The sequence below is a fragment of the Nocardia sp. NPDC050710 genome, from assembly GCF_040654375.1.
Classification (GTDB): domain Bacteria; phylum Actinomycetota; class Actinomycetes; order Mycobacteriales; family Mycobacteriaceae; genus Nocardia.
Genome location: NZ_JBFAHV010000001.1, coordinates 364065 through 381928, shown reverse-complemented (window position 1 = coordinate 381928; position 17864 = coordinate 364065). Strand labels below are relative to the sequence as shown.

Annotated in this window: 17 protein-coding genes; 14 read left to right on the top strand and 3 right to left on the bottom strand. The window is 67.5% G+C overall.

The genetic code is table 11. The annotated features are described in order from the left end of the window. Window positions 1-89: 89 nt before the first annotated feature. Window positions 90-2906: an aconitate hydratase gene (locus AB0H61_RS01670; RefSeq protein WP_357297902.1), complete on the bottom strand. Its 2817-nt coding sequence runs from the start codon at window positions 2904-2906 to the stop codon at window positions 90-92. Window positions 2907-3253: 347 nt separating this feature from the next. Between AB0H61_RS01670 and AB0H61_RS01665 the strand changes: the two genes are divergently transcribed. The 10 genes from AB0H61_RS01665 to AB0H61_RS01620 all read left to right on the top strand — a co-directional run bounded on the left by AB0H61_RS01665 (window position 3254) and on the right by AB0H61_RS01620 (window position 12196). Further along, entirely contained in the window at window positions 3254-3829 is a 576-nt protein-coding gene (locus AB0H61_RS01665) for a DUF6676 family protein (protein ID WP_357297900.1), read from the top strand. A gap of 265 nt (window positions 3830-4094) precedes the next feature. Beyond that, window positions 4095-5513, top strand: coding sequence for an NlpC/P60 family protein (locus AB0H61_RS01660; protein WP_357297898.1), 1419 nt, complete (start codon window positions 4095-4097; stop codon window positions 5511-5513). A gap of 103 nt (window positions 5514-5616) precedes the next feature. Next, entirely contained in the window at window positions 5617-6807 is a 1191-nt protein-coding gene (locus tag AB0H61_RS01655) for a MoxR family ATPase (RefSeq protein WP_357297895.1), read from the top strand. A gap of 32 nt (window positions 6808-6839) precedes the next feature. Next, window positions 6840-7790, top strand: coding sequence for a DUF58 domain-containing protein (locus tag AB0H61_RS01650; RefSeq protein ID WP_357299791.1), 951 nt, complete (start codon window positions 6840-6842; stop codon window positions 7788-7790). Next, the gene (locus AB0H61_RS01645) at window positions 7787-8791 is read left to right on the top strand and encodes a VWA domain-containing protein (RefSeq protein ID WP_357297894.1); all 1005 of its coding nucleotides are present in this window, start codon (window positions 7787-7789) and stop codon (window positions 8789-8791) included. The genes AB0H61_RS01650 and AB0H61_RS01645 overlap by 4 nt, the downstream gene beginning before the upstream one ends. 77 nt (window positions 8792-8868) lie before the next feature. Next, window positions 8869-9591 carry a 3-oxoacyl-ACP reductase FabG1 gene (gene fabG1, locus AB0H61_RS01640; protein ID WP_357297891.1) on the top strand — a complete coding sequence of 241 codons (723 nt, stop codon included), beginning with the start codon at window positions 8869-8871 and terminating at the stop codon, window positions 9589-9591. Window positions 9592-9643: 52 nt separating this feature from the next. Then, window positions 9644-10477 (top strand): NADH-dependent enoyl-ACP reductase InhA, encoded by an 834-nt coding sequence (gene inhA, locus AB0H61_RS01635; RefSeq protein ID WP_357297888.1) that lies wholly within the window; start codon window positions 9644-9646, stop codon window positions 10475-10477. Window positions 10478-10482: 5 nt separating this feature from the next. Beyond that, on the top strand, window positions 10483-11559 hold the full coding sequence (locus AB0H61_RS01630; protein WP_357297886.1) for a ferrochelatase: 1077 nt from the start codon (window positions 10483-10485) through the stop codon (window positions 11557-11559). Window positions 11560-11636: 77 nt separating this feature from the next. Further along, window positions 11637-11831 (top strand): hypothetical protein, encoded by a 195-nt coding sequence (locus AB0H61_RS01625; protein WP_357297884.1) that lies wholly within the window; start codon window positions 11637-11639, stop codon window positions 11829-11831. Continuing rightward, a complete protein-coding gene (locus AB0H61_RS01620) occupies window positions 11828-12196 on the top strand; it encodes a hypothetical protein (protein ID WP_357297881.1) in 369 nt (122 codons plus the stop codon). Before AB0H61_RS01625 ends, AB0H61_RS01620 begins: the two co-directional genes overlap by 4 nt. Window positions 12197-12255: 59 nt before the next feature. Here the strand turns inward: AB0H61_RS01620 and AB0H61_RS01615 are convergent, their stop codons facing one another. Both AB0H61_RS01615 and AB0H61_RS01610 read right to left on the bottom strand, forming a co-directional pair. Continuing rightward, window positions 12256-13545 (bottom strand): SPFH domain-containing protein, encoded by a 1290-nt coding sequence (locus tag AB0H61_RS01615; protein WP_357297879.1) that lies wholly within the window; start codon window positions 13543-13545, stop codon window positions 12256-12258. After that, window positions 13545-13976: an NfeD family protein gene (locus AB0H61_RS01610; RefSeq protein ID WP_357297877.1), complete on the bottom strand. Its 432-nt coding sequence runs from the start codon at window positions 13974-13976 to the stop codon at window positions 13545-13547. Before AB0H61_RS01610 ends, AB0H61_RS01615 begins: the two co-directional genes overlap by 1 nt. 210 nt (window positions 13977-14186) lie before the next feature. Here AB0H61_RS01610 and AB0H61_RS01605 point away from each other — a divergent pair, with 210 nt between their 5' ends. From AB0H61_RS01605 to AB0H61_RS01590, 4 genes are all read left to right on the top strand, one after another. Beyond that, window positions 14187-15401 carry a hypothetical protein gene (locus tag AB0H61_RS01605; RefSeq protein WP_357297874.1) on the top strand — a complete coding sequence of 405 codons (1215 nt, stop codon included), beginning with the start codon at window positions 14187-14189 and terminating at the stop codon, window positions 15399-15401. A gap of 57 nt (window positions 15402-15458) precedes the next feature. Then, window positions 15459-16283, top strand: a complete 825-nt coding sequence (locus AB0H61_RS01600; RefSeq protein ID WP_357297873.1) for a DUF3097 domain-containing protein — start codon at window positions 15459-15461, stop codon at window positions 16281-16283. A 141-nt stretch (window positions 16284-16424) separates the two neighbouring features. After that, on the top strand, window positions 16425-17237 hold the full coding sequence (locus tag AB0H61_RS01595; RefSeq protein WP_357297870.1) for a hypothetical protein: 813 nt from the start codon (window positions 16425-16427) through the stop codon (window positions 17235-17237). 117 nt (window positions 17238-17354) lie between these two features. After that, on the top strand, window positions 17355-17588 hold the full coding sequence (locus AB0H61_RS01590; RefSeq protein ID WP_357297868.1) for a hypothetical protein: 234 nt from the start codon (window positions 17355-17357) through the stop codon (window positions 17586-17588). Window positions 17589-17864: the final 276 nt, after the last annotated feature.

Below are 17864 nucleotides of genomic sequence, written 5' to 3'. Positions count from 1 at the left end.
CGAAACGCGGTGCGCGGACCCTCTACAACGGCACTGCTGTGATCAGCCGCGGATGATCGGATCATCCCCGCGTACGCGGGGAGCGCGGTCTAGCCGCGAATCATGTTCCGCAGCACGTACTGCAGGATGCCGCCGTTGCGGTAGTAGTCGGCCTCTCCGGGGGTGTCGATCCGGACCACGGCGTCGAAGGTGATCTTGTCACCGTTCTCCTTGGTGGCCGTGACCTTCAGGGTCTTCGGAGTCGCACCCTCGTTCAGCTGGGTGATGCCCTCGATATCGAAGGTTTCGGTGCCATTCAGCTTCAGCGACGCGGCCGACTCGCCGGCCGGGAACTGCAGCGGGATGACGCCCATACCGATGAGGTTCGAGCGGTGGATGCGCTCGAAGGACTCGGTGATGACGGCCTTCACGCCCAGCAGGCTGGTGCCCTTGGCGGCCCAGTCACGCGAGGAACCCGAGCCGTACTCCTTGCCGCCCAGCACGACCAGCGGGATGCCCGCGGCCTGGTAGTTCTGCGAGGCGTCGTAGATGAAGGCCTGCGGGCCGCCGTCCTGGGTGAAGTCACGGGTGTAGCCACCCGAGACATCGTCGAGCAGCTGGTTGCGCAGCCGGATGTTGGCGAAGGTGCCGCGGATCATCACCTCGTGGTTACCGCGACGCGAGCCCAGGGAGTTGTAGTCCTTGCGCTCGACGCCGTGCGAGTCGAGGTACTGCGCCGCCGGGGTGCCCGGCTTGATCGGACCGGCCGGGGAGATGTGGTCGGTGGTGACCGAGTCGCCGAGCAGCGCGAGCACGCGAGCGCCCTTGATGTCGGTGACCGGGGCCGGCTCCATCTCCATGCCGTCGAAGTACGGCGCCTTGCGGACGTAGGTCGAGTTCTCGTCCCACGCGAAGGTGTCGCCCTCCGGGGTGTTCAGGTTCTGCCAGCGCTCGTCGCCCTTGAAGACCGAGGCGTAGGACTTGGTGAACATGTCGCGGCTGATCGCCGACTTGATCGTGTCGTCGATCTCCTGCGGCGACGGCCAGATGTCCTTCAGGAAGACGTCGTTGCCGTCGGTGTCCTGGCCGAGGGCGTCGGTCTCGAAGTCGAAGTCCATGGTGCCCGCGAGCGCGTACGCGATGACCAGCGGCGGCGACGCCAGGTAGTTCATCTTCACGTCGGGGGAGATGCGACCCTCGAAGTTGCGGTTACCGGAGAGCACCGCGGTGACCGACAGATCGTTGTCGTTGATCGCCTTGGAGATCTCGTCCGGCAGCGGGCCGGTGTTGCCGATGCAGGTGGTGCAGCCGAAGCCACCCACGTAGAAGCCGAGCTTCTCGAGGTACGGCCACAGGCCGGCCTTCTCGTAGTAGTCGGCGACGACCTGCGAGCCCGGCGCCATGTTGGTCTTCACCCACGGCTTGGAGGACAGGCCCTTCTCGACCGCGTTGCGCGCCAGCAGGGCCGCGCCCAGCATGACCGACGGGTTGGAGGTGTTGGTGCAGGAGGTGATGCCCGCGACCACGACGGCGCCGTGATCGAGCACGAAGTCACCGCGCTCCGGATCGGAGACCTTGATCGGCTTGGACGGACGGCCGGTGCTGCCGTTGGCGGCGGACGGCAGGATCGCGTCGTCGTCGGCGAAGGACAGCACGGCCGGATCGCTGGCCGGGAAGGACTCCTCGACGGCCTCGTCCAGGTGCGAGTGCGGGGTCACGGCGGCGGGGCCGCTCTCCGCGTCGCTGGTGTAGTTGTGGATGTCCTTGCGGAACGCGGTCTTGGACTCCGACAGCAGGATTCGGTCCTGCGGGCGCTTCGGGCCCGCGATGGACGGCACCACGGTGCTGAGGTCCAGCTCCAGGTACTCCGAGTACGCGGGCTCGTGGTCGGCGTCGTGCCACATGCCCTGTTCCTTGGCGTACGCCTCGACGAGCGCGAGCTGCTCGTCGGTGCGGCCGGTGAGGCGCAGGTAGTTGATGGTCTCCGCGTCGATCGGGAAGATCGCGGCGGTGGAGCCGAACTCGGGGCTCATGTTGCCCAGGGTGGCGCGGTTGGCGAGGGGCACCTCGGCGACGCCCTTGCCGTAGAACTCGACGAACTTGCCGACCACACCGTGCTTGCGCAGCATGTCGGTGACGGTGAGCACGACGTCGGTGGCGGTGACGCCCGGCTTGATCTCGCCGGTCAGCTTGAAGCCGACGACGCGCGGGATGAGCATGGAGACCGGCTGGCCGAGCATGGCGGCCTCGGCCTCGATGCCGCCGACGCCCCAGCCCAGCACGCCGAGGCCGTTGACCATGGTGGTGTGCGAGTCGGTGCCGACGCAGGTGTCGGGGTAGGCCTGGCCGTTACGAACCATCACGGTGGGCGCCAGGTACTCGATGTTGACCTGGTGCACGATGCCCATGCCCGGCGGGACGACCTTGAAGTCGTCGAAGGCGCCCTGGCCCCAGCGCAGGAACTGGTAGCGCTCGCCGTTGCGCTGGTACTCCAGGTCGACGTTGCGCTCGAGGGCGTCGGCGCGGCCGAACACGTCGAGGATGACCGAGTGGTCGATGACCATGTCGGCGGGGGAGAGCGGATTGACCTTGTTCGGGTCGCCGCCGAGGGCGGTGACGGCCTCACGCATGGTGGCCAGGTCGACGACACAGGGCACGCCGGTGAAGTCCTGCATGATCACGCGGGCCGGGGTGAACTGGATCTCGGTGTCCGGCTGTGCGTTCGGATCCCAGTTCGCGATCGCGCGGATGTGATCGGCGGTGATGTTGGCGCCGTCTTCGGTACGGAGCAGATTCTCGGCGAGAACCTTGAGTGCGTAGGGGAGTTTCTCGGTGCCGGGCACGGCGGAGAGGCGGAAGATCTCGTAGGAGTTGCTTCCGACCTCGAGGGTGCCCTTGGCGCCGAAAGTATCGATACTTGTCGTCACGTCAGCTCCACTCGTCTGTGAGGGTTGGCCACCGGCGGGGCTGTGCCGATGACTCGAGTCTTTGGAGGGGCTCCGGCGCCGTCAGGTGCCGGTTCCTCGCGCCACGACTCTAACAGTACGCTTGTCCTATGAAATACCGGGGGGCCGCTCGGCGTGGCGGGGCCTGCTACTGCGACAGTCGGTCGCGTACTGTGCTTTCGAGCTAGCGCGGCGGTCGGATTCGAATCCGGTCGCACGCTCCTGGGGTGGCCGAGCTCCACCCGGGTCGGACAGGAGCAATGCTCACCCTGCAGTGTTGGATGCCAGTCGCCTCGCGTGCCGATGCGACTCGACAGACCGGATGGAAGATGGCCCCCTTGCACACCTCGGTTTTCCCACCCATGGCCGCGGAAATGCCGCCCGGCATCACGGACAGCGGCTTGCAGGCGATTCTGGTCGACGTGGCGAACAATCACGTCGCGACACCGAAGGGTAAGGATCAGACCGGGCTCGAAGCAGTCGTCGCGGACGCGCGATCCCATGGGATCCCGCTCAGCATCGTGGTGATTCCCGGAAATCCCGGCCACGACTCCAATCTACGTGACCTGGCCACCGAGGTCGGCAAGCAGCAGCACGGAACCGTGGTGGTGCTCAGCGACGACTGGGTCGGTACCTACAGCGATGTGATCAGCCGGGTGAAGCTGGAATGGGCCGAGGACGCGGCCAAGAGCAAGCAGGGGAATTCGGTCGAGGCGGCGCGGATCTTCGTCGGTCGGCTGGAGGAGCCGGAGCCGCTGTCCTGGACCGCGATTACCGGTGTGTTGCTGGCGGGCACGGTGCTCGCGGTGGGCGGACTGTACTGGGTGAAGGCGCGGCGGGCTCGTCACGAGTCCGCGCCGGTGGGGGTTTCGGAATCTTCCGACAACAGGGAGACCGGTCGGTAAGCGGTATCTCCGCAGCAACTTTTCCTGACGGTCGGTTTGCTCCGACCCTGCGAATCCGCTAGCGCATCCGGCTAATTTCGGGCAATGCGCAAATTACCCCCTTGTGATTCTGTTGCCATAGTTCTCTTGGTGACGGAAGTGTCGTACGGTTCCAGTCGTAACTGGTGGGGAACAAGTGTTGCCAGGGCCATACGTCGACCACTGAGCTGATTGGTTCGGCAGGGGCTCGTGAGGCTTTGCCGGATTCGGGTCCTCGGGAGGTGCGATGCGCAGTTACGGCCATATCGGTTATCGACGCCCGCTATCGATCGCTCTGGGATTGCTGGTCACCGTGGTGGTGCTCGCGACCGCGGGCACCACCACCGCCGTCCCGCCCGCGCCGCCCAACCCGAGCGACGGCGAGATCGCCGACGCCGGAGCCCAGGTGGACGCCAGGGTCGGCGAGGTCGGGACGCTGATCAATCGGGTCGCCGCGGTGGATCAGCAGTTGCAGCAGCTCGACGACGAGGTGGCGCGCAAGCGCGAAGAGGTCAACAAGGCGCTGGTCGACCTGCAGAATGCGCGCGACGCCGCGGACGCGGCCGCGGTGGTGGTGGCCGATACCGCGCGCGAACTCGCCGACGCGGGCATGCAGGTCGCGCGGGCCAGGCAGAACTTCGACGAGTTCGCCACCCAGGCCTACACCCGGCCCACCTCCGGTTCGATGGTCACCTACCTGGCCGCGTCCACCCCCGGCGGCGCCATCGATCGCGCCCAGATCCTCGGCCTCGTCTCGAAGAATCAGCAGCAGGCGATCGACGGTCTGCGCCGAGCCCAGATCGCACAGGGCAATAAGAATTCCAGTGCGCGCCAGGCGAAATCGGAGGCCGATGCGGCCGCCGCGGTCGCCGAGCAGAAGAAGAACGACGCGGAACACGCGGTCGCGGCGGCCAAGGCCGAGCTGGACGCGCAGACCGTGCAGCGCGACAACCTGTTGCGGGAGCGTGCGGCCGCACAGGGCAGGCTGGACGCAGCGCGCACGAATGTCGCGGGCCTACAAAGTCAACGTGAGGCCTTCCTGGCATGGGACCAGCAGCGCAGGGCCGAGGAGGCCGCGCTGCAGGAGGCCGCCCGCGCGGCGGCCGCCCGGGCCGCCGCCGACCAGGCCGCCCGTGACCGCGCCGCCCAGCTCGGCGAGGGTAGACGCCCGCATACCCAGCTCGAGAATTCCGCGCCACCGCGGCGCAGCAGCCCGCGCTCGTCGGCGCCGTCGGTCACCGGATCGGCAGCGGTCGAGACGGTGGTGGACCGGGCCATGTCGCAGCTCGGCGTCGTCTACGCCTGGGGCGGCGGCGACGAGGACGGCCCGACACTGGGCATCCGTGACGGCGGCGTGGCCGATAGTCATGGCGATTTCAATAAAGTCGGCTTCGACTGCTCCGGCCTGATGATCTATGCCTTTGCCGGAATCGGCGTTTCACTGCCGCACTACAGCGGCTACCAATACAACGCGGGCACCCGGGTGCCGGTGGATGAACGAGCCCGCGGCGACATGCTGTTCTGGGGGCCCAACGGCAGCCAGCATGTCGCGCTCTACCTGGGCGACGGCAAGATGGTCGAGGCGCCGCAGTCCGGTGACGTGGTGAAAGTATCCCCGGTGCGCGAGGGCGGAATCATGCCCTACGCCGTGCGGATCGTCCCCTGAGAATCCAACACGAATTCGCCTGATACCGGCACCGGTTGCGGCATGTGCGGTGATTACCTGGAATAGTTGGGGCAGCACGCACAGGACCAAGGCGAAAGCGGGGATGTTGGTGACTTCGACGGATGGTGTGAGCGGGGCGAAACTGGCGAAGGATGTGCCGGAGCCCGCGTCCACCCTGGCGCGTGACGTCCAGACCCTGGAAAAGGCGATCTACGAGGTCAAGCGGGTTATCGTCGGCCAGGATCGGCTGGTGGAACGGCTACTCGTCGGTGTGCTCGCGCGTGGCCATGTGCTGCTCGAGGGTGTCCCCGGTATCGCCAAAACCCTTGCGGTCGAGACGTTCGCGAAAGTGGTCGGCGGTTCGTTCGCCCGCGTCCAGTTCACCCCCGACCTGGTGCCCACCGACCTCATCGGTACCCGCATCTACCGACAGGGCCGCGAGGAATTCGACACCGAGCTCGGCCCGGTGGTGGCGAACTTCGTGCTGGCCGACGAGATCAACCGCGCGCCGGCCAAGGTGCAGTCGGCGCTGCTCGAGGTGATGGCCGAGCGGCACGTGACGATCGGCGGCAAGACCTACCCGATGCCCGATCCGTTCCTGGTCATGGCTACGCAGAACCCGATCGAGAGCGAGGGCGTGTACCCGCTGCCCGAGGCGCAGCGCGATCGGTTCCTGTTCAAGGTGATGGTGGACTACCCCTCGGTCGAGGAGGAGCGCGAGATCATCTACCGGATGGGTGTCACCCCGCCGGAGGCCAAGCCGATCCTGGCGCCGACCGAGCTGATCCGGCTGCAGCAGGTCGCGGCCAACACCTTCGTGCACCACGCGCTGGTCGACTATGTGGTCCGGGTGATCGCCGCGACCCGCAAGCCGGCCGATTTCGGCATGCCGGATGTGGCGAGCTGGATCGCTTACGGCGCCTCGCCGCGCGCCAGCCTGGGCATCATCGCCGCGGCACGCGCGGTCGCGCTGATCCGTGGCCGCGACTACGTGGTGCCCCAGGACGTCGTGGAGGTGATGCCGGATGTGCTGCGCCACCGCCTGGTGCTGTCCTACGACGCGCTCGCGGACGAGATCTCGCCGGACGACGTGATCAAGCGGGTGCTGCAGACGGTCGGCCTGCCACAGGTCGCACCGCAGGCGGTGGCCCCGAGCGCGCCCGCCGCGCCGACGCCGGGCGTGCCGCAGCCGCCGCAGTCACAGATCCCGCAGCCGCCCGCACAGCCGCAAGCGATGCCGCAGTCGCCGGTCGGCCAGATGGCCCCGGCCGTCGGCAATAACCAGCCGAAGTGACGGCCGCACCAGATCCGGTCTCGCGAGTGCCGATGTCACCCCACACACCGCCGTCGTTCCGATCGGGTGAATTGACCGACCCGAGGTTGACGGCGGCACTGAAAACGCTCGAGCTGACCGTGCGCCGCCGCTTGGACGGTGTGCTGCACGGTGACCATCTCGGATTGATCCCCGGCCCCGGCTCCGAGCCGGGGGAGGCCCGCGCCTATCAGCCGGGTGACGATGTGCGGCAAATGGATTGGTCGGTCACCGCCCGCACCACCCACCCGCATGTACGGCAGATGATCGCCGACCGCGAGCTGGAGACCTGGATGGTGGTCGATCTGTCGGCCAGCCTCGATTTCGGTACCGCGGCCTGTCAGAAGCGTGATCTCGCCATCGCGGCCGCGGCCGCCATCACCCACCTGACCAGCGGCGGCGGTAACCGGATCGGCGCCGTGGTGGCGACCGGCGAGCAGCTGGTGCGCATTCCGGCCCGCAGCGGCCGGGTGCACGCGCAGTCGCTGCTGCGCGGCATCGCCACCACCCCGCACGCCCGCGACGGTGTGCGCGGTGATCTGCGCGGCGGCATCGAGTCGTTGCGCCGTCCGCAGCGCAAGCGCGGACTCGCGGTGATCATCAGCGACTTCCTCGGCGATATCGACTGGCAGCGGTCGCTGCGCGCGATCTCCGCGCGTCACGATCTGCTCGCCGTCGAGGTGCTCGACCCGCGTGATCTGGAACTGCCCGATGTGGGCGATGTGGTGTTGCACGATCCGGAGACCGGTCGGACCCGGGAATTCAGCGTGACTCCCACGCTGCGTGCCGATTTCGCGGCCGCCGCCCAACGCCATCGAGATCAGGTCGAACAGGCATTGCGCAGCTGCGGGGCACCGGTGCTGACGCTGCAGACCGATCGGGACTGGATCGCCGATGTGGTCCGGTTCGTCTCCACCCGGCGCCACAGCTTCGGCGCCCCGAGCGGACAGGCCCCGCGCCAGTGAGTATTTCGCATTTCACCGCGCTGATCTGGCTGGCCTTCCTCGTCGTCGTCGGCATCATCGCGCTGGGCTACGTGCTGGTGCAGCGCAGCAGGCACAAGCACATGCTGCGGTTCAGCAATATGGAGTTGCTGGAGAAGGTCGCGCCGTCGCGGCCGAGTCCGATTCGGCATGTGCCGATCGCGCTGATGCTGGTGGGCTTGTCGTTCCTGACCATCGCGGCGGCGGGTCCGACGGCGGTGCAGAAGGTGCCCCGCAATCGCGCGACAGTCGTTCTGGTGATGGACGTTTCGCTGTCGATGGAGGCCACCGACGTGCCGCCGAGCCGACTGCAGGTGGCGCAGAAGGCGGGCAAGGAATTCGTCGACGGGCTGACCCCCGGCATCAATCTCGGCTTCGTCACATTCGCGGGCACCGCCTCGGTGATGGTGTCGCCGACCACGAACCGGGAGGCGGTCAAGGCCGCCATCGACAACATCAAGCTCGCCGAGCGCACCGCCACCGGTGAAGGTATTCTCACCGCGCTGCAATCCATCGACACCCTGGCCACTGTGCTCGGCGGTGCGGAGACCCCGCCCCCGGCCCGAGTCGTGTTGATGTCGGACGGCAAGCAGACCGTGCCCGACGACAAAGACACCGATAACCCGCGACACGGGTTCACGGCCGCACGATTGGCCAAGCAGAAGGGCATCCCGGTCTCGACGATTTCGTTCGGCACCGAATGGGGTTCGGTCGAGATCCCGGACCAGGACGGCCAAGGCGCCCAGCGCGTCAAGGTGCCTGTCGACAATGATTCGCTGCGCGAGATCGCGAAGCTGTCCGGCGGTGAGTTCTACACCGCCTCCAGCCTCGAGGAACTCACCGCGGTCTACGACACCCTGGAAGAGCAGATCGGTTATGAGACGACCAGGGGCGACGCGAGTCGTCCGTGGCTGCTGCTCGGCATGCTGCTCGTCGCCGCCGGCGTCGTAACCGGATTGCTCTATCGTCAACGCCTGCCGTAGACCGGCGTGATGCGGCATCACACTAGGGGTGGTGCCCGCGCGTCGGCGCGCGAACTCGAACAGATAGGTTGATGCTTATGTCCAACATCACATCCCGATCGGTACTGGTCACCGGTGGAAACCGCGGCATCGGTCTCGCGGTTGCCCAGCGTCTGCTCGCCGATGGCCACAAGGTCGCCGTCACTCATCGAGGATCGGGGGTGCCGGAAGGGCTGTTGGGCGTGAAATGTGACGTGACCGACACAGAGTCGGTGGATCGGGCCTTCGCCGAGATCGAGGAGAAGCAGGGTCCGGTCGAGGTGCTGGTCGCGAACGCGGGCATCGTGGACAACACGCTGCTGATGCGGATGAGCGAGGAGCAGTTCACCCGGGTCATCGACGCCAACCTGACCGGCGCCTGGCGCTGTGCCAAGCGCGCCAACCGCGCGATGCTGCGCGCGAAGTTCGGCCGGATCATCTTCCTCGGCTCGGTGGTGGGCCTCAAGGGCGGACCGGGACAGGTCAATTACGCGGCCTCGAAGGCTGGTCTGGTCGGCATGGCCCGGTCGATCACCATGGAGATCGGTTCCCGCAACATCACCGCCAATGTCGTCGCTCCGGGCTTCATCGAGACCGATATGACGCGCGAGGAGGTCAGCGACGAGATGCGCGAGCTGGTCTTGAAGTACGGCATTCCCGCCCAGCGCATGGGCCAGCCCGAAGAGGTCGCCGCGGCGATCAGCTTCCTGGCCTCCGATGACGCCGCGTACATCAGTGGCGCGGTCATCCCGGTCGACGGCGGCATGGGCATGGGCCATTGAGGCTCGGCGACCTTCCGGACTCGACACACTGACAGAGGAGAAGCACACACTCATGGGCGGACTGCTCGAGGGCAAGACCATCCTGATCACCGGCATCATCACCGATGCCTCGATCGCGTTCCACGCCGCCGCGGTGGCACAGGAGCAAGGCGCGCGCGTCATCATCACCGGCTTCGACCGGCTCCGGCTGATCGACCGGATCGCGCAGCGGCTGCCGAAGGAGGTCCCGCCCGCCATCGAACTCGATGCGACCAATGAGGAGCACCTGGGCACCCTCGCGGACCGGCTGCGCGCGGTCGCGCCGGAGGGCATCGACGGCGTGCTGCACTCGATCGCCTTCGCGCCGCGCACCCTGATGGGCCCGGACGCCAAGCCGTTCCTGGACGGTCCCGGCCCCGATGCGGCCAAGGCGTTCGAGATCTCGGCGTGGAGCTACGCCTCGCTGGCCCGCGCCGTGCTGCCCGTGATGAACGAGGGCGGCTCCATCGTCGGCATGGACTTCGATCCGCGTACCTCGATGCCGTACTACAACTGGATGGGCGTGGCGAAGGCCGCGCTCGAGTCGGTGAACCGCTACGTCGCGCGGGAAGTCGGCGCGGCCAAGAAGATTCGCTCGAACCTGATCGCGGCGGGCCCGATCAAGACCCTGGCCGCCAAGGCCATCGCGGGTACCGCCACCGATGACGCGGCCAAGATGAACCAGCTCAACACCTACTGGGACGGCGCCTCGCCGATCGGCTGGGATGTGGACGACCCGACCGTTGTCGCCAAGTCCATCTGCGCGCTGCTCTCGGACTGGCTGCCGGGCACCACCGGTTCGATCGTCTACGTCGACGGCGGCGCCAGCCACAACACGTGGCTGCCGGAGGATCTCCCGACGGCCTGATCGTGATGAGCGAGCGATCGGTCGGTAGCACCTACGACGCGCTGCTGGTCCTCTCCTTCGGTGGCCCCGAACGCCCCGAGGACGTGATGCCATTCCTGGAGAACGTCACTCGGGGTCGGGGCGTGCCGCGCGAACGTCTGGAGGAGGTCGCGCAGCATTACCTGCACTTCGGTGGGGTCTCGCCGATCAATGAGCTCAATCGCGCCGTCATTGCCGCGGTCGAGACCGAATTGGCCGGTGCCGGAATCGAATTGCCGGTGTACTTCGGCAATCGGAACTGGCATCCGATGGTGGAGGAGACCGTCGCGCGGATGGCAGCCGACGGTGTCGGGTCCGCGCTGGTCTTCCCGACCTCGGCGTGGGGCGGGTACTCCGGTTGCCTGCAGTATCACGAGGATATCGCCAGGGCGCGTACGGCTTTCGGCGGAGGCGCACCGAACCTGGTGAAGTTGCGCCAGTACTTCGACCATCCGCTGTTCATCGCGGCGTTCGCCGATGCGATTCGCGCCGCGCTGGGTGAGATCCCGGCTGATCGTCGCGACGGTGTCCGGTTGGTCTTCACCGCGCATTCGATCCCGGTGTCGGCGGATATCGCGGCGGGTCCGCCCGCCGACGGTGGTCGCCTGTACAGCCGTCAGGTATCCGACGCGGCCCGATTGTGTGCGGCCGCAACCGGATTCGCCGAATACGACCTGGTATGGCAGTCACGTTCGGGTCCGCCCAGGATTCCGTGGCTGGATCCCGACATCGTGGATCATCTGGAGGATCTGTCGGGCAAGGGTGTCGAGGCCGTCGTGGTCTGCCCCGTCGGCTTCGTCTCCGATCACCTCGAAGTGATCTGGGACCTGGACAACGAGGCGAAGGATAAGGCGGCCGAACTCGGCATGGCCTTCGCGCGGGCCGCGACCCCGGGCACCGATCCGCGCTTCGCCCGCATGGTGGTGGAGTTGATCGGCGAGCATATGACGGGTGGTGCGACCCGGCGGCTGGGTGAGGTCCCCGGCTACGGATGTACGGCCGACGGTGTGCCGTGTGCGGTCGGTTGCTGTGCGGTGCGCAGGCCCGCGCCCGCGGCGGAATAGGACGCGGCGGAACGAATCGGGCTGCGATGCCCTAGGATTCGGCGAGTTGTTCCGAAGCGTGCCCAGGGGGAAGCCCGTTGTCCTATGTCGATTTGCTGACCAATGCGAATCTGCTCGATGCCCAGGTCTGGTCCGAGCACACGGTGTGGAGCACCGCGCTGGATTCGATCGAGGCGCGCCGCGGCGGCGGTGGGGGCGGAGGCGGCGTGTACGACATCGCGTCGGTCCGGGGTTGCGGTGCAGTATCGGAACGTCCCGGGCCTTCCGGATGACGGACGGGCGTATCCCTTTCGCGGATTCGATATCGCTGCGGATAGCACGGCCTTTTCTGGGGCGACGGGTCGCACTGGTCATCGATCGGCCGCTGGGGAGCAGGCATCCACGGTGCGGGTTCCGGTACACGGTCAACTACGGATTTGTGCCGGGCACCTCGGCGCCGGACGGCTGTGAGCTCGACGCCTATCTGCTCGGCGTCGGCGAGGCGGTGGCGCGGGGTGAGGGTGTCTGCGTGGCGATCGTGCACCGGTTCTTCGATGACGATGACAAGCTCATCGTGGTATCGGAGGGGGTCGAGGCACCCGATGACGCCGCGATTCTGGCGGCGGTGGCTTCCAGGAGACGGCAGGGGAGCACATGATCGTGCGCGAATAGCCGATTCGGAAGCGGGCTCGCGCGGTCGCAACGGCGATCCGGCGTCTACTGCCGGTAGTTCTCCGGCGGTTGCCACGGACGACCGTACGGATCGTCGGGGCGCGGCGGAGATGGCGGCGTGGTCGGCGGTTGCGGTTGCTGAGGCTGTTGGGACTGCTGAGGCGGCTGGTAGGCCTCCTGCGGCGGGATCACCGGCTGATGCGGGGACGGCTCCGGCGGGTGGGTGGGGGTTACCCCGAGCCCCTCCACCGAGCTGCGGGCCGTGGCTTCGGCCGCGCGTACGGCGCGTTCGATGGTGGGGTCCGGCGCGGTGTCGAACCAGTCGGCGACGTCGGAATCGTCCTCGACCTTCACCTCCGCACCGTCACCAGCGGGTGGTTCGTACCGGAACACCCCGTCCTCGCCCTGGGTGCCGAAGCTCTTGGCGAACCCCTCCAGCGCCTTGCCGAAGTCGCTGGGCACCAGCCACACCTTGTTCGCGTCGCCGCGCGCCACCATTGGCAGCGTCTGCATGTATTGGTAGGCAAGCAGTTCCGGTGTCGGCTTGCCGGATTTGATTGCGGCGAAGACCTTTTCGATAGCCTTGGCTTGGCCTTGAGCCTGCAGATAGGAGGCGGCGCGTTCACCCTGTGCGCGCAGGATACGGCTCTGCCGTTCACCTTCCGCGGACAGGATGGACGACTGCTTGGCGCCCTCGGCGGACAGGATCTGCGCCTGCTTGGCGCCCTCGGCCGTTTTGATCTGCGATTCGCGCTGGCCCTCCGCGGTGAGGATCATGGCGCGCTTCTCGCGGTCGGCCTTCATCTGCTTCTCCATCGACTCCTGAATCGACGGCGGCGGATCGATGGCCTTCAGCTCGACCCGGGCCACCCGCAGTCCCCAGCGGCCGGTGGCCTCGTCGAGTACCCCGCGCAGCTGGTTGTTGATCTGGTCGCGGGAGGTCAGCGTCTCCTCCAGGGTCATGCCGCCGACCACGTTGCGCAGCGTGGTGACGGTGAGCTGCTCCACCGCGGCGATGTAGTTGCTGATCTCGTAGACCGCGGCCTGCGGGCTGGTGACCTGGAAGTACACCACCGAGTCGATCTGCAGGGTCAGATTGTCCTGGGTGATCACCGGCTGCGGTGGGAACGAGACCACCCGCTCGCGCAGATCCACCTTGGCGCGGATCCGGTCGGCGAAGGGCACCAGGAAGGTGAGCTGCCCGGAGACGGTGCGCGAATATCGCCCGAGCCGTTCGATGACGGCCGCCTCCGCCTGCGGCACCAGCGCGATCGATTTGAAGACCACCACCACGATCAATAAGACGAGGACGGCAGCGACGATGAGTACAGCCATTACGGCCCCTTCCAGACGACGGCGGTCGCGCCGTCGATCCTCATGACGTACACGGTCGTGCCGGGTTCATAGGTTTCGTCCGGGTTCATCGGCCGCGCGGTCCACACCTCGCCGCCCAGCTTCACCGTGCCCGAATGCGCGGCGACCTGATCCAGCACCAGCGCCGACTTGCCCGGCAGCGCATCGACATTCGTCGGAATCGGTGGCGGGGTGCCGAACCTCCTGCGCAGTACCGGCCGTACCCCGAGGATCAGGACCGCCGAGATTATGCCGAAGACCACCGCATCGGCGACCAGCGAGGTGTCCGCGACTGCGCTGACACCGGCCGTGCCGAGCGCCGCGACGCCCAGCATCAGAAGCGTGAGGTCCCCGGTGAGCATCTCTGCCGCCGCGAGCAGGATGCCCGCGACCAGCCAAGCAATTGCGGCCACTGCATCACTGTAGTTCGCTCGCCTTGATCTCGGGCCGAACAGCGGTAACTGCGGATCTCGCGCTGATCACGGATTCGGAGAACGGACCGGGAGTCTTGTCGGCCCGGTTGCGCCGCCGCCGTCCCCCGCGATGACGGAGTAGAGGCATCGGCCATGGCACACGGGTCGCATTGCCGTTCATTTATTCGCCAACCCACGTAAGGCCCCGACATGGTTCGACGATCACGCATAGCGATGCTTGCCGCCGGTACGGCCGTGGCGGGCCTGCTGACCGCCTGCGGCATCACCGGGACACCGGTGGCGAGCGAACCCGATGTCCGCGCACTCGAGGTCGGTCCCTATCCGGTCGATCGACACCGGTATGACCAGGATTCGCACGGTAGGGGCGCGGTACTGGAAGGCCTTCGGATGGCCGATGCGGTAGTGCCGACGGTCGGCATCGATCCGGCGCTTTCGGTCGGCGTGGACGCCGGGGTCGTGGCGGACAGTGATACGGCGGTCCAGGGCTATCTCGCGGGCGTGTCGAAACCGGTGCTCGACCGGCACAAGATGGTCGTCGCCTATCGCGCGATCGGCGCGGATCGGCCGTACGAACCGTTCCAGGTGGATCAGGCAGGGGCCGGTCCCGACGTCACGATCGTGATGCAGATGCTGATGCGATTCCCCAGCGCCACCGATGCGACGCAGGCCGCCCGCGAACTCGAGGAGGTCGACTTCCAGGTGGCGCCGGACCAGAATCGGCGGTTGCGGCACCCCGACTACCCCGACGCGCTGATCCACTGGCGGCCCGGTGTGTCCAATATCGGCGCATTCGTCGCGTACCGGGAGTTCGTGCTGTTCACATTCGTACAACGCCCGCGTGCCGACGAACAGGATCTGCTCGGTTGGGTCGGCACCACATTGCGGGCCGAAATGCCCACGCTGAAGGGTTTTTCGGCGACGCCGGTGGATCGGCTGAACGGGCTGCAGGTCGACCCCGACGGGCTGCTCGCCCGAGTGACGGTGCGCGACCGCAACCGCGAACTCGACCCCGATCTGTTCAGTGCCCAACCCCCGGTCTCGCTCGTGCATACGGCATCGAACCAGGCGGCGGCCCGCCGGACGATCGAGGAGTCGGGTATCGACGGCTACGCGACGATCGACAACAGTGCCGTATTCCGGGTGCGTGACGCCGACAAGAGTCCGGCGCTCATCGCCGACCTCAGCTCGGGCGCGGGTGACGAATTCGATCCGGTCGACGCGCCGCGGGATGTGCCAGGCGCGACCTGCCAGCGATTGAACCGCCGCGGTGACGTCGAAACGCAGTACAAGTACCGCTGCTATGTCCCGTACAAGCGGTATGTGGCGATCGTGGCGGGCGATAGCGAGGCCGATGTGCGGCAGCGGGTGGCGGCGCAGTACGCGCTGCTCGCCAACAGCCTGTGACCGCCACACCATCCGGTCCTGCGCCGCAATCCGATGCGGCGGTGTTAGTTTCGGGCGGTGAGCGGGCGCGACAAGTATGGCGACATCTTTGCCGGACATTCCCGGGCGAAGAAGCGGGTGGTGCCGACGGTCACCGCCGAGCGGGAGCTGGTGGTGGAGGACGCGGCCAGCGGATTCTGCGGCGCCGTGGTCGGATTCGATCGTAGCTACGACGGCGAATTCGTGAAATTGGAGGACGCGCGTGGCGCGGTGCGGTTGTTCGCATTGCGTGAAGCCGCCTTCCTGATCGACGGACAACCTGTCACCCTGGTCCGGCCCACCGCGTCGGCGCCGAGGCAGCCGACACGGTCGGCCTCCGGCTCCACCCGGGTGGAGGGTCTGCGCGCCAGGGTCGCCAGGACCAGCCGTATCTGGGTGGAGGGTGTCCATGACGCGGCGCTGGTGGAGCGGGTGTGGGGACATGATCTGCGGGTCGAGGGTGTGGTGGTGGAGCATCTCGAGGGCCTCGATAATCTGGCCGAGCGCCTCACCGAATTCGGACCGGGTCCGGGCTGTCGGGTCGGCGTGCTGGTGGATCACCTGGTGACCGGCTCCAAGGAGACCCAGCTGACCACCGGGCTCGGCCCGCATGTGCTGGTCACCGGGCATCCCTTCATAGATGTCTGGCAGGCGGTGCGTCCGGCCGCGGTCGGAATCGCGGGGTGGCCGGAGGTGCCGCGCGGTGAGGATTGGAAGACCGGCATCTGCCGTCGCCTCGGCTGGGGCACCCCGCAGGAGGGCTGGCGCAGGGTCTACAACGCGGTCGAGTCCTTTCGCGACCTGGAGTCGCCGCTCATCGGCGCGGTGGAGCGGCTCATCGACTTCGTGACCGAACCCGAGTAGGCGAGGGGCATTCCGGTGCCGCTACATCAAGGGGACTGGATATCGGTGCGGCCAATTCCGGCGGTTCGGGGTGATCCGCAGCTCACAAGGGTTGTCATGCTGCTGCCCACCACCGCCGCACACCGTTTATGCTCGATGATTATGTGCTCTCCTAGTGCCACGCTGACGGTGTGGGCCGGCTCTTGGCTGGCCGGGAACAGCGCGCCCGACGATGTGCTCGAAGCCTTGCACGCGTGGGCGCCGAAGCACACCATCGCCGCGGGCGATCCGGCAACCGGCGGCCGCTCCGACCTGCCATGGCCGTCTCGTGGCAATCAGCCGGGTTTCGGAATGATGGCGCTGCTCAAGGTGATCCGGGAGACCATGGCTCAGCCCGGCGCGCAGCTGCGGCTGGTGCTCCCGGTGCCCGGTGATGTGCGCGGACTGCCGGTGGGCACGGTTTTCGCCGCCGACGCCATCGAGGCCGAGGAGGGCCTGATTATCGGTGTGCCCGGTGCGGAGGGCACCGGCCTGATCCCGCTGTGGGTCGATGACGACACTGTCCAGTGGACCCTTTACAGCACCCCGATCCCGCCCGAGCCGGGGCCGGATATGTCGCTGGGTGAGGCCGAATACACCATGCGGGAAGCCGTCAGGGACGCCGCCGACGCGCTGATGAAGTTGCACACCACCGCGGTCGGCGCGGCCGACTCCGATCCGCGCGAACTGATCGAAGCCGAACTCGCCGACTACTCGCGCCACGACTACCCGGAGTCGATTCCGTTGCGCGCCAGGCGCATTCTCGATACCGCCGATCATGTCGCCGCCATTCTCACGGTGGCGCAACGGGAACCCGCGTCCTCGCCTACCTCCGCCACCGCGATCGGCGCCCAGGAGACGCTGCTTCGCCCACTCTGGGATGCGATCCGCGCGGCCCGCCTTGTCGCCGTCCACGCCGCGGCCCGCGGCCGCTAGCGTTGTGAGATCACCGGTTTCGCGGCGATCTATTTGCTGCTGAGGCATTGAGGACCAGGTCCCGTTTGTCGCACGAGCGGCCGCCACTGTGCTGCCGCGCACCGGGTGCGGCCGCTGGTGCTGGCCGACTACGGCTGTTTCCTGGTCGGTTTCGGCTGGCTCGCGCACGCCCACGCCGCCAGCGGCTACGTCACCGGCGTGCTCGGGCCCACGCTGCTCATCGCGGTCAGCACCAGCCTGACCTTCCGCACCCTCATGGCCGCGGCGGCCGCCGACGTTTCCGAGGGCGACGCGGGGATCATCGGCGGCCTCGCCAACACCGCCGGTCAGGTGGGCGGATCGGATCGGTAGGCCTGGCGGTGCTCACGACGGGCGCCAGCGCCAGAGCGGCGACCGAGGCGGACGTAAGTTTCCCCGCCGACGCCCTCGCCGCCGGTTGCGACCTTGGCTTGCTCATGGCCGCCGGGCTCGGCTCGGCCATCGCTGTGGTCAGCGTCCTGCTGCCGCGGCACCGGCGCGGCTGACGCGCCGTGCTCGCTCCGGTCGGCATGGCGTTCATCGCCGCCTGCGATGTCTGCGGTGAACGCGTCGGATCCCGGGATTCCGGTCGCCGTCGTTCGCGCGGGT